This is a genomic window from Spiroplasma culicicola AES-1 (assembly GCF_000565175.1).
Lineage (GTDB): Bacteria > Bacillota_I > Bacilli_A > Mycoplasmatales > Mycoplasmataceae > Spiroplasma_A > Spiroplasma_A culicicola.
The window spans coordinates 1,035,492-1,048,147 of record NZ_CP006681.1; the positions used below are offsets into that span (position 1 = coordinate 1,035,492).

Sequence of the window (12,656 nt, forward strand, 5' to 3'; positions counted from 1 at the left end):
CTTAATTTATAATTACTTATAAACTAATTCTTTTTTCCCGACTATGAATTAAAAAAATTTGGAGGAGTAGTTCCTTTTTTAATAGTTTTTAATAATGAACTATCTTTTAAAGATTTGATAATATCGTGATCATCATTTTTATTATTTAAAAATTCCATTACTTCTTGATTTTGATTTTCTAAATCAATTGCATTAATGTGTTTTTCACACATTTGATTAATATCTTTAAAAGTAATTTTTTTAATTCTAATTTTAATTCTATTTGCAAGTACTTTATAAACAATAAACATAATAAACATTAAAACAATTAAAGTTACAAAAAGCCCAATTAAAACAAGAACTGCAATGTTTAATTCATAAAGACTTTCAAATGAATATTGTTGATTTAAAAAGTATTTAATTCAAATAACAGTTACACTAACTGTAGAAAGTGCAATTAAAACAAGCATATTTTTAATACTTGCTTTTACTTCTAATTGTTTTTCTGAATGATAAGTAAAAAAACTTTTTTTAATATTATTTAAAAACATAGCAAACTCAACTGTCATTCAGATCATTAAAATAACTGCAAGTTGAGTATTTATTATAATTGCAATAATTGAATTATCATAACTTAAAACTGAGAAATTCCTATTGCTTGAAATAATTAGCATAGAGATATGCAATACAAATAAAAGTACTGAGATGGCAATTAATCTTTTTTTCTCTAAAAATCTTTTAATCATATTGACCTCCTAATTTAACCTTTTAATACTAACAAAAAAAAAAAAAAAATCAAATCAACTATAAGTGTTAACACCCATATTTACTGGCTTTATAATAATTTTAATAAATAAAAAAACCAAACAAAGTTGGTTTTATCTGTGATTATTTTAAGTAAGTACAAGTTATTATTAACTTTCCCCTTATTACAACTTAAATTGATTTATCCAAAAAAAGCTAAGCAATAATATGTATTTACTTGTTGATTTAAAATTTGACGTTATTTTATTTCCATTTAAAAATAACCACAAAGTAATAATATCTTATAATACCCTAATAGTCAATCTTTTCTAAAACCAAACCTTCTGGTTTTGCATTATAAGGTAAACGTTGATGTTTTAAATCTAGAACTGCTTCAATAGTCTTTAAATCAATTTTATTTTCATTATATGCAAGAGCTGCACCAACCATCATTCTAATTTGATACCTTATAAACCCTTTAGCTTTAAAAATAATTTTAATTTTGTCTTCTTTTTCAATTACTTCAATTGAAGTAATTTTTCTTCTAGTTTCAATTAAATCAAGTTCTTTACCTTTTAAACCAGAAAAGTTTAAAAAATCATGTTCACCAATAAATAAATTAAAAGCTTCTTTTAATTTATTGACATCCATTTGTTTCTTATAATCAAACATAAATCGATTAATAAAAACATTATCTTTTCCGATATTGATATTGTAATGATATGTTTTTTGAATACAACTGCGAACACGAAAATCTTTCTCAATTATTTTGGCATCTTTAATGTAAATTGCTTTTCCAAGAGTTTTATTTATTGCATTTAAAAAGCCTGTTAAATTAGGATTAAAATCTAATTCTACTCAGGCTTTTTGATCTCTTGCATGAACACCAGAATCTGTTTTACTTGCACCAACCACTCGATAATGAGAGTTGGGAGCAACTTGAGCAATTGCTTTTTCTAATTGCCCTTGAATTGTTGATTGACCCACTTGCTTGGCTCATCCACAATAATCAGTTCCATCATATTCAATTGTAAACAAGAAATAATACATTATAATCCTAAAATTTGATCAATTCTTGGAATTTGGATACTATTTAAAGCATCAATATAAGGATAACAAAATAGTGTAACTGCAATTGCCATATAAATTAAAAAGATAATTCAATCTAAGATTCTAAACTTAACTTGACGATATCTTGTTCTTTTTGCATGAGGATCATATCCTCTTGAATCCATTGCATAAGCTAAGTCTTCTGCTTTTTGAAATGCAGAAACTAATAAAGGAATAATTAATGAAGTCATTGATTTAATCTTGTCTTTTAATTTTCCATTTTTAAAGTCAATTCCCCTTGAAGATTGAGCTTTCATAATTCTTCCTGCTTCATCGATTAAAGTTGGAATCATTCTTAAAGCAATAGAAATAATTGTTGAAAAAATATAAACAGGTATTCCAATTAATTTTAAAGGTCACAATAAATCTTCAATTGCTAATGTTAATTCTAATGGTTGAGTTGTTCCAGTTAAAATTGTTGTTAAAGAAATCATAAAGAAGATTCTTAAAGTCATATAAATTGCTCTATATAATGCTTTTTCTGATAATCAAATAAATTTTCAGTGAAAAACATATCCAAAAGGTGAGTCTCCTGCTAAATCTTCATACCATCATGCACCATTACCTAAGTCATTTACTGTTCATTCTTTTAACATATCTGCATTTGGTTTTAACATTATCATATTAATTAAAATCAACATTACAAATATAAATGTAATTGGGACAAATAATTTAAATAACATTTTAAAGCTCAGTTTACTTGCAGCATACATAATAAGAACTGCACTTCCAGCAAGCACAAAACCTGCAAATCCAATTGAGAAAAATACTGCCACAATTAAACTTATAATCATTAATAATTTGATTCTTGGATCCATTTTATGAATGATTGAATTATAAGGCATGTATCTTCCAAATACCATTCTCATATCTTTTCACCTACTTTCTATTTTTTAACAGCTTTAATAGCTTGTGCTAATTCTTTAATAGTTCTAAATTCTTGGTTAGTAACGTCTAAACCTTTGTCTTTTAATTTATGTGCTAATTTATATAATTTTGGTGGTTCAATTTCAATTTTTTCTAATAATTGTGCATTAGAAAAAACTTCAAATGGTGTTCCAACAGAAATAACTCTACCTTTATGCATAACAATTACTTCATCTGCAATTTGTAAAACGTGATCCATATTATGAGTTACAATAATAATTCTTTTACCCTTTTCTTTATTTAAATTATAGAAAAGTCTCATAAAGTCTTCTTCTCCCTGAGGATCAAGACCCCCAGTTGGTTCATCAAGTACTAAAGTATTTCCATCCATTGCAACAATTCCAGCAATTGCAACTCTTCGTTTTTGACCACCACTTAAGTCAAATGGACTTCTTTTTGCATAATCTTCTGGTAAATCAACCATTCTTAATAAATCTGGAACATTTTTTAAAGTTTGTTCTTTTTCTGCTCCTAAGTTAATTGGTCCAAATGCAATATCTTTTTCAACTGTATCTTGGAACAATTGATATTCTGGAAACTGAAATACTAGTCCAATTTCACGTCTTAAATCTTTAACTTCTTTGATTTTCTTTAAATTTGCAAATAATGGATAATTCCCTACAACTGTTCTTCCAGTTTCTGTAATCATTAATCCATTAGTTAATTGAATTAAAGTAGACTTCCCACTACCAGTCATTCCAATAACTGCTGTAATTTTTCCTTCTTTAATTGTAATGTCTGTTCCATTTAATGCTCTAAATTCAAATGGTGAATTTTTTGCATAAGTATATGAGACATTTTCAAATTTAATATCACCTGAAAAATCAAATTCAGCTTCTTTTGCTTTTGCCAATTGTTTTTTATAATGTTTTTTAACAGAAGGTGTAATTTCTTCTAACCCTTGATATCATTGATTTACTTTATCAATTCTTTCTTGTGCCAGTTTTACACTTTCTTTTTTAAATGCTTCAAATTCTTTTTTAAATGCTTTTTGTTTTGGTTGATCTGCTTTAATTAACTTAACAATTTCTTTATGTCTTTTTTTTCTTTTTTTATTTTCTTTTTTTTGATTAACATTAAGTTCTTTTAAATGCTCTTTATATTTTGCTTTTTGTACTTTCTTTTCAACAACTAATTTTGCTTTTTGTTCTGAAGGTGTATTATTTATTTTTGACATATTTTATTCACCAACTCTTCCAAACTATCACTGTGGTCTAATTTAATACCCACACCCTCAAGTGCTTCTTCAACTTGAGCTACAAAAGGAATGTCTAAGTGAATTGAACGTAAGAATTCTTTATCTGAAAGAATTTCTTTTGGAGTTCCAAATTTAACTAGTTTTCCTTTGTTCATAACCATAACTTTATCTGCATTTAAAATTTCGTCCATATCATGAGTGATTGAAAAAATTGTTTTTTCTCTTGTATTTTTTAATTCAATCATAATATTTTTAACTTCTGTTTTACCTTTTGGATCTAACATACTTGTTGCTTCATCAAATATTAAAATATCAGGAGATAAAGCAAGTGCTGAAGCAATAGCTACACGTTGTTTTTGACCCCCACTTAACATTAATGGTTCGTGATCCAAAAACTCATTCATATTAACTTTTTTAGCAGCTCAATCAATGATTTCACCCATTTTTGAAGGAGCAATTCGGCGATTTTCTAATCCAAAAGCAATATCATCTCTTACAGTTGAACCAATAAATTGATTATCTGGGTTTTGAAAAACAATCCCTAGAAATTTTCTAGCAATATTGATGTTACTTGTAGTAACTTTATTTCCATAAATTTCAATTCCCCCAGATGTTGGAGTTAAAACACCAATAATAATTTTTGATAAAGTTGATTTTCCACTACCATTATGTCCAATAATAGTTACATATTCTCCATGTTTTACATCAACGCTTACTCCATCAACTGCAAATGGATGATTTTCACGATATCTAAAACGAATGTTTTCTAATTTTAGAGCAATATCATTTAGTTTTGCAAGTTCTCCAACGTGTCCACGATCTTTAACAGCAATTTTTGATTCTTTTAATAAAAATTGAGCGAATTTTACATCCTCAAAAGCAGTTCAATATTTATCATCACTTTTTTTATATTGACTTAAGATTTGTTGAGCATTTTTAACATTTTCAATAAAATCTTTATTATTACATTTTTGTTTAAATTCTTGCTTAATTGCTTTATATTCTGCTTCATATGACTTTACAACATCAATTTCAACTTCTCTTTTTGAATATTTAGCTTTAGCAATGATCATTTTTTGACTTGAACGAACTAATTTATCATTATATTCATTTAATAATAATTTAAAATCATTTAAATCTTTTGTAGTTAATAGTTTAATATTTTCCATAAAAACTAGTCCTTTCATACATTAATCATTATATCAAATAAGTTTATTAAATGTAAATTATATTTTTTATAAATAAAAAATAAAACCCTTATAAGTTGGAATAATATTACCTTATATAAAAGAAAAAAATAACTATTAAGTTATTTTTTCTTATATTTTATTAAATTGTAGTAAAGTGCGTAGTTAATAATATCTGATCTCGTTTTTTTATAGTGACATTCAAAATAATAATCTTCTACTTTAAATTTTAAATAGCCCAGTCTTCCAAAAACAGTCGCACATTGGAATTCAACGTCTTTAACATCTGTTAATTTAAATTTATACATTGTTTTGTTGATTTCTAACTTAACTTGTTTTTCTTGAATTAGGATTTTTAAATTTTCAACCATATTGTTATTTACTAAAAAACCAACTTCATTTAGCTCAAATAAAGTTTCACGATATCCTAAAAAGATATTGATTAATTGACTTCTAGTATGAGCAATTACTACTGTAATTGATGCAATAATTAATGATAAAAACATTGCAGTCAGAAACATAATAATTTCTAAAAGATAGTTTGAATCTACTTTAATCATCAATACTGATAAAATAATTGCAAATAATGAACATATATAAATTGATTGATAAATAACCACAGTTTTTCCTAAATTATAAATGGCAATAAATGACAAATTATAAAAGAAGAATAAAACAACAGTTATAATAATGGCAAACATTTTATATTGTTCAAACAACATCGCTACATAATTGTGTGAAATTGGTAATAAAACAACTAATGGAATTAAGACCATAAATTGTAATCAAATACATGATCGATATTTTGAAATAAAACTATCAAAACGTTTTTTATTGTTAACCTTCTTCATACTACTTTATGCTTTATACTCTTGTGACAATGCTCTATATTTTATTTCACGATTTTTTGATGTAATTTTAATATAGTCTAAAGTCATTGTTACAGCTGAATAAATAATAACAACAATTACAATTCATTGTAATACTGCTTTAAATTGAGTATCTGGTAATCCTAATAAATATTTAATTCCAATAAATAAGAATAAATATGAAGTAAATGTACCTAAAATTCCTCCCATTTCAAGAGCAACAGATAATTTAGGACTATAGTTTTTATCTTTGATAAATTTAAATGATGCCACTGGCATTAAAAAGGCACATGCACCCATCATAATAGGATAAGCTGCCATTCCATCCATTCCCAACATTGAAATTACAACAAGTGCTGGTGCATATAGACCTACTCCAAAGCTCATTAATACTCCTAAAACTAGGAATGCAAAAATTGCTACATAGATTTTAAATTCATTAAATGGTAGCACAGTTGCTCCATCTCCCATTGGTAATGCTTGAATGTGAGGGTGGTTTAAAATCATTAAAATTGCACTAATATATAAAACAATTGACATGATCAATTTAATTGTTAGTTTGTTTACTTTGTTTGCAACTGTTGCTCCCAAATAACTTCCAACAATTGAAGCAATAATTAATGACACTAGTGTTAAAGTATCAACTTCAACAACAGCAATCATAATTAAAGCTTGAAGAATAACAGATAAGACATATCCCGCATTTAATGTTCCTGGAATTTTTTTATCATCTTCAATTAATCCAATTGCATTCGAAATTGAAATTGTTGGTGCAAATGCTCCAATTCCAAATAATTCTAAGAATCCAACAAATCATCCTGTTAAAATTCCTTTTTTCATTGACATTTTTCTTTCTTTTGCTAAATTTGTTTTTGCATCAAGTCCAATTACAACACTTGTAATTAAAGCAATTACAACTAACATCATACAAATTGCAAATGCAATTAAGTATTTTGAATCTGTAATATTAAAATCTTTATCTTGATTTGGAAGATATACTAAATAATTTAATGATAAAGTAACTGCAATCACGACTGCAACTACTAAAATTGGTATAAAAATAAATAATGCTTTTGAAATACTTTTCTTTGACGTTAAATACTTATTTTTTGTTTCTAATAATTCTTGTTTATGTTTTTCAAAAATGCTTTCCAATTCTGCTTCATAGCGCATTTTTTCCTTTTTAATTACTCCTGTTTTAGTATTGTCCAATACTACTGCTTTATAAGCTTTTTTAGCTTTTTGAATATTAAATCAATATCTATCTTTTACTTTTACTTTATTTACATCTTTGTTTGCTAACTTTGCTATTTTTTCTTGCTTTATTTCAAGCAATTGAGCATTTAAAACTTCTTTTGCTTTTAAAACACTTTGCAAGTTTTGTTCATTAAACTGGCTTTTCTTCAGCTGAGCAATATTTGCTTTATGTAATTCTTTTGCTTTTAAAAGATCATCTTTATATGCTTTTAAAGCATTTAAATATATTTCTTTATTTGATTTCTCTAGATTTTTTAATTCCCCACTGTTTGCCATTTTTTGTTTTTGTAATTCATCATTAAGTCGAGATGACTCAACAATAGCATTTGATAGTTCTTGCTGAGATGAAACAATTTTTTGTCTTATCTCTTCGATTTTGGAAACTTGACTATCAATAACACTATCTTGTGAATACAGTTCACTTTCAAATTTGTTCATTTTTTTGTCCCTTTTCTTTTCTAAATCATTTCAATCTTTAATATTTAATGTGATGCTTTTTTATCTGCAGCTTTAAGACATTCTTTTAAAATGTCACCAAACCCTTTTTGTTCTAATACTTTTTGACCTTCAATTGTTGATCCATTTGGTACACAAATTTGATCAATCATAGTTTGTAAATCTTTACCAGAAGTTGCTCCATTTCGAACACTTCCAATAATTGCAGTTTCAACAATTCTAAATGCTTGTTCTTTATCAAAACCTTGTTCAACTGCATAATCTGTAATTGCTTTAAAGAAAGTAAATACGTATGCAGGTAAACAACCAGAAATTGCTGTTAATGTTCCAAATTTAGCTTCATCAACTAATTCTACAATTCCACATGACTCAAATAATGTTATTACATGTTCTACACTATCTTGGTCATTGCCATTATGTGCAATTGCTGTTACTGATTGTTGCAATGATGCGTTCATATTTGGCATCATTCTAATGATTGTTAAATTATCAACTCCACTTAAATAATTTGATAATTTTTCAATGCTGACTGCATTTGCCATTGAAACAATTGTTTTTCCTGTTAAATCAATTGTTTTTAATTCATTACATAATCCTTCCACTGCATCAGGTCTTGTTCCGATCACAATTGTGTCGATATTTTCTGATGCAATATCTATAATATTGTTTAATGGTTTTAATGTCTTAAGTTCACCAGTTACTTTATCTTGTAATTCCTTAAATGCATCATAACCATAAATTTCATCTGTAATTTGAGGGTTTGCCAATATTCCTCTTACTAATGAAGAACCCATATGTCCTAACCCAATAAATAATACTTTTTTCATTTCAAATCATTCTCCTTCTAATCTTGATATAAAGTTATTTTAACTTATATGAAATTTTTTTTCACAAATTTATAAAAAAAATACCCCATTTACAAGGGTATTTTTCATTTATTAAATTAAACTAGCTCAATGATACACATTGGTGCATTATCACCACGACGGTTATCTAATTTTAAAATTCTAGTATAACCACCATTTCTTGTTTTAAATCTTTTTGCTAAATCTGAAAACAATTTTTGTAATGCAGTTTCTTTTTCTGATGCATTTATGTGTCTTAATCATGCAGCCGCTTGACGTCTAGCATGTAAATCTCCACGTTTTGCAAGTGTAATCATATTATCAAAGTGCTTTCTTAACTCTTTTGCACGTGTTTCAGTAATTTCTAATTTTTCTGAAATGATTAGTTCAGTAGTTAAGTTTCTCATTAAAGCGACTCTTCAAGCTGTGTTTTTTCCTCTTTTTTGAATGTATGACATATCAACTACACCTCTCTAGTCTTGTTTAAAAGTTAGTCCTAATTGAACTACTTTATCTTTAATTTCTTTTAATGATTTTCTACCCAAGTTTCTAATTTCTTGGATATCATCTTCACTACGTGAAACTAAATCACGTAGAGTATTGATGTTTGCTCTTTTTAGACAGTTTAGAGATCTTTGAGTAAAGTCTAAGTCTTCAATTACTCTGTCTAATTCTTTTTCATCTTCTTCACTTGTTACACCGATTACATTTAGTTCATTAATTTCTTCGTTTAAGTTTACAAAGAATTGTAAATGTTCAACTAAGATTTTTGAAGCTGTAGCAACAGCATCACTTGCAGTGATAGTTCCATCTGTTTCAACTTTTAAAATTAATTTTTCTAAATCAACTGATTTTCCAATTTTAGTTGCATCAACTTCGTAAGCAACTTGTACAATTGGAGAATAATTTGAATCAATAGTAATAGCATCAGCTACTAATTTTTCTTTTTTATTATCTTTAAATGATCTATAACCTCTTGAATTTTTTGCAAATAAAGTTAAGTCTAAAACTCCTCCATCAGCAATAGTACAAATAGTTAAGTCTTTATTGACAATTTGCACACCAGTTGGCAATTCAATTTCTCCAGCTGTTACTACTCCAACTTTTGAAGATTTAATTGATAATTCAACAACTTCATCATCGGCAAACATGTTTGTATCAATTCTTAAAGCTAATTTTTTTAGATTTAAAATGATTCGACTTACGTTTTCAACGATTCCTTCAATTGATGTAAATTCATGTGCAGCTCCAGTGATTTTAATTGCATAAACTGAAGCTCCTGGTGTTGAACTTAATAAAGTTCTTCTAATAGCATTACCTAAAGTAATACCAAAACCTCTTTCTAAAGGTTCTACTTTAAATTCCCCATAATTTCTGTCTTTTTCTTCTTTTAATAATGTAAATTCTGGTCTAGCGAATTGTTTCATATATTAATTATCCTCTTGGGCGTTTTCTAGGACGTACACCATTATGAGGGATTGGTGTTGTGTCTTTAATTGATGTGATTTCTAAACCGATACCTTGTAAGCTTCTTACAGCAGCATCTCTTCCAGGTCCTGGACCTTTAACTTCTACTGAGATTGTTCTTACTCCGTTATCCATTGCACCTTTACCTGCTGCCTCTGCAATCATTTGAGCAGCATATGGTGTTGATTTTTTGCTTCCTTTGAACCCTAAAGCTCCAGCACTTGATCAAGATAATACATTACCTTGTTCGTCAGAAACAGTTACAATTGTATTATTGAAAGTTGAGTGAATGTGAGCTATACCTTTAGCAATATTCTTTTTAACTTTTTTACGGTTATTATTTTGTTTTGGGTTTGCCATTTTTAAACTCTCCTAACTATTTTTTCTTGTTAGCTACAGTTTTTCTTGGACCTTTTCTTGTACGTGCATTCTGTTTTGTAGATTGTCCACGCACAGGTAGTCCTTTTCTGTGTCTCATTCCTCTGTAACTTCCAATTTCCATTAAACGCTTAATGTTTAATGCTGTTTCTCTTCTTAAATCTCCCTCAGTTTTAAATTTTGCAATTTCTTGAGAGATTGTTTTGATGTTATCTTCTGATAAATCTTTAACTCTGATATCTTCGCTAACTTTTGCAGCCTCTAGGATTTTTTGTGATGTTGATAAACCAATACCATAAATGTAAGTTAGAGCGATAACTACTCTTTTTTCATTAGGTATTTCTACCCCATTTATACGAGCCATTATTCATTTCCTTTCTAAATAAAATTAAAATATCTATTTAAATTTATTAATTAACCTTGACGTTGTTTATGTTTTGGTTGTTCACAAATAATCATTACACGGCCTTTACGTCTAATTACACGACATTTATCGCAAATTTTTTTGACAGATGATCTAACTTTCATCTTTCTAACCTCCTGATTTTTGTAATTTTAATTTTTTTGTTTTTTGATACATTAATTACCTATTTACCATTTTTAAAACGGTATGTAATTCTTCCACGTGTTGGGTCATAAGGTGATATTGCAACAGTGACTTTGTCACCTGGTAAGATGCGTATGTAATTCATGCGGATTTTACCAGATACGTGGGCGTCGATAACTATTTCATTTTCTAATTTCACCTTAAATGTAGCATTTGGTAACACTTCTAAAACGATACCATCAACTTCTAAATAATCTTCTTTTGCCATTATTTATTCGCCTCCTAGTGGTTTGAACAATGTTAAAATTTCGGGTTCACCTTCAGTGACCAAAATTGTGTGTTCGAAGTGAGCTGTCATGCTACCATCAGCTGATGACACTGTTCAGTCATCATCTCCTACTACGGTTTTATTTGTACCAATTTGAACCATTGGTTCGATACAAATTGTCATTCCTGGAATTAAACGCATTCCTGTATCTTTAATTCCCACATTAGGAACAAAAGGATCTTCGTGCATTTCCAAGCCAATTCCGTGTCCAGAGTAATCTGTTGGCAATTGAAAACCATGTTCTTCAACAAAATTTTGAACAGTAGAAGAAATAGTTCCGATGCGCACACCGGCTCTTACCTGTTCAATTGCCAGATATAGTGATTGTTCAGTCACTTCTAATAGTTTATCATAATTTTTATCAATTGATTCACCACAAATTACACTAAATGCACTATCAGCATGATAGCCTTCATAAACACAACCTGTATCAATTGAAACAATGTCACCTTTTTGTAAGATTCTGTCTTGAGGAATCCCATGAATTAATTGTTCATTAATTGAAATACAAATGTGTGCAGGATAACCATAGTATCCTTTAAAGTTACTTGTACAATTGTGTTTTGTAATAAAATCAATAAAAAATTTATCTAAATCCAAACAATTAATTCCTGGTTTAATCATTTGTTTTAAATTGTAAATTGCTTCTCCTAGAACTTGTCCAGCAATTCTCATTTTTTCAATTTGTTGTGAATTTTTAATTGTAATTGCCATTATTGATTTAAAGCTTCTACTAATAATTCATACAATTGTTCAACACTTTTATTTGTTGCATCAACTTTTGTCAATTTTGCTTGATAAAAGTCAATTAAAGGTGCTGTTTGAGTATTGTAAACTTCTAATCTTGTTTTGATTTTATCTTCTTGATCATCAGGTCTTGTAATTAAGTCTCCTCCATCAAAGTCACAAACGCCTTCTTTTAAAGGTTTTCTATTAACTTTGTGATAACTTCTTTTACAAATTTGACATATTAATCTTCCAGTTAGTCTTTCCATTAACACTGAATTGTCAATTTCAAAATAAATTACTTTATCAATAGTTTGTCCCAAATTGCTTAGCATTTTGTCTAATTCTACTGATTGATCAACTGTTCTTGGATAACCATCAAAAATAAGATTATCGTGAGTTTGTTCTAGGTAAGCTTCTACCATTTTATTGGTAATTTCATCAGGTACATAAAGCCCTTGATTCATAAAAGTTTGAGCTTCCATTCCTAAAGCAGTATTATTTGCAATGTTATTTCGAAATAAATCTCCTGTTGAAAGTTGAATGAAACCTTTTTTTTCACATAATAATTCAGATTGAGTTCCTTTTCCACTACCAGGAGCTCCAAGTAAAATAATGTTCATTTTTAAATATTCCTC

Annotated in this window: 16 protein-coding genes; all 16 read right to left on the reverse strand. The window is 27.9% G+C overall.

The genetic code is table 4. The features are described 5' to 3' along the window. Positions 1-41 precede the first annotated feature (41 nt). The 16 genes from SCULI_RS04770 to SCULI_RS04845 all read right to left on the reverse strand — a co-directional run bounded on the left by SCULI_RS04770 (position 42) and on the right by SCULI_RS04845 (position 12,641). Positions 42-725 carry a hypothetical protein gene (locus tag SCULI_RS04770; RefSeq protein ID WP_025363497.1) on the reverse strand — a complete coding sequence of 228 codons (684 nt, stop codon included), beginning with the start codon at positions 723-725 and terminating at the stop codon, positions 42-44. A gap of 310 nt (positions 726-1,035) precedes the next feature. Further along, positions 1,036-1,773, reverse strand: coding sequence for a tRNA pseudouridine(38-40) synthase TruA (gene truA, locus SCULI_RS04775; protein WP_025363498.1), 738 nt, complete (start codon positions 1,771-1,773; stop codon positions 1,036-1,038). Next, complete coding sequence (locus SCULI_RS04780) at positions 1,773-2,702, reverse strand: energy-coupling factor transporter transmembrane component T family protein (protein ID WP_025363499.1); 930 nt, start codon at positions 2,700-2,702, stop codon at positions 1,773-1,775. The genes truA and SCULI_RS04780 overlap by 1 nt, the downstream gene beginning before the upstream one ends. A 17-nt stretch (positions 2,703-2,719) precedes the next feature. After that, on the reverse strand, positions 2,720-3,613 hold the full coding sequence (locus SCULI_RS04785) for an energy-coupling factor transporter ATPase (protein WP_038648431.1): 894 nt from the start codon (positions 3,611-3,613) through the stop codon (positions 2,720-2,722). Between the two features lie 311 nt (positions 3,614-3,924). Further along, positions 3,925-5,127, reverse strand: coding sequence for an energy-coupling factor transporter ATPase (locus tag SCULI_RS04790; RefSeq protein ID WP_084656598.1), 1,203 nt, complete (start codon positions 5,125-5,127; stop codon positions 3,925-3,927). 140 nt (positions 5,128-5,267) lie between these two features. After that, complete coding sequence (locus SCULI_RS04795; RefSeq protein WP_025363502.1) at positions 5,268-5,996, reverse strand: hypothetical protein; 729 nt, start codon at positions 5,994-5,996, stop codon at positions 5,268-5,270. A 6-nt stretch (positions 5,997-6,002) separates the two neighbouring features. Further along, positions 6,003-7,709 carry a sulfite exporter TauE/SafE family protein gene (locus SCULI_RS05560; RefSeq protein WP_025363503.1) on the reverse strand — a complete coding sequence of 569 codons (1,707 nt, stop codon included), beginning with the start codon at positions 7,707-7,709 and terminating at the stop codon, positions 6,003-6,005. A 44-nt stretch (positions 7,710-7,753) separates the two neighbouring features. Beyond that, positions 7,754-8,554 carry a pyrroline-5-carboxylate reductase family protein gene (locus tag SCULI_RS04805; protein ID WP_025363504.1) on the reverse strand — a complete coding sequence of 267 codons (801 nt, stop codon included), beginning with the start codon at positions 8,552-8,554 and terminating at the stop codon, positions 7,754-7,756. 116 nt (positions 8,555-8,670) lie between these two features. Next, entirely contained in the window at positions 8,671-9,030 is a 360-nt protein-coding gene (rplQ, locus tag SCULI_RS04810; RefSeq protein ID WP_025363505.1) for a 50S ribosomal protein L17, read from the reverse strand. A gap of 15 nt (positions 9,031-9,045) precedes the next feature. Continuing rightward, a complete protein-coding gene (locus SCULI_RS04815; protein ID WP_025363506.1) occupies positions 9,046-9,999 on the reverse strand; it encodes a DNA-directed RNA polymerase subunit alpha in 954 nt (317 codons plus the stop codon). Between the two features lie 7 nt (positions 10,000-10,006). Further along, on the reverse strand, positions 10,007-10,399 hold the full coding sequence (rpsK, locus tag SCULI_RS04820) for a 30S ribosomal protein S11 (protein ID WP_025363507.1): 393 nt from the start codon (positions 10,397-10,399) through the stop codon (positions 10,007-10,009). Between the two features lie 16 nt (positions 10,400-10,415). Then, positions 10,416-10,781, reverse strand: coding sequence for a 30S ribosomal protein S13 (gene rpsM / locus SCULI_RS04825; RefSeq protein ID WP_025363508.1), 366 nt, complete (start codon positions 10,779-10,781; stop codon positions 10,416-10,418). Positions 10,782-10,831: 50 nt separating this feature from the next. Then, positions 10,832-10,945 (reverse strand): 50S ribosomal protein L36, encoded by a 114-nt coding sequence (gene rpmJ, locus SCULI_RS04830; protein WP_020834730.1) that lies wholly within the window; start codon positions 10,943-10,945, stop codon positions 10,832-10,834. 59 nt (positions 10,946-11,004) lie between these two features. Beyond that, positions 11,005-11,232 (reverse strand): translation initiation factor IF-1, encoded by a 228-nt coding sequence (infA, locus tag SCULI_RS04835; RefSeq protein WP_025363509.1) that lies wholly within the window; start codon positions 11,230-11,232, stop codon positions 11,005-11,007. Positions 11,233-11,235: 3 nt separating this feature from the next. Beyond that, complete coding sequence (map, locus tag SCULI_RS04840) at positions 11,236-12,006, reverse strand: type I methionyl aminopeptidase (RefSeq protein WP_025363510.1); 771 nt, start codon at positions 12,004-12,006, stop codon at positions 11,236-11,238. Further along, entirely contained in the window at positions 12,006-12,641 is a 636-nt protein-coding gene (locus SCULI_RS04845) for an adenylate kinase (RefSeq protein WP_025363511.1), read from the reverse strand. The genes map and SCULI_RS04845 overlap by 1 nt, the downstream gene beginning before the upstream one ends. Between the last annotated feature and the right edge of the window lie 15 nt (positions 12,642-12,656).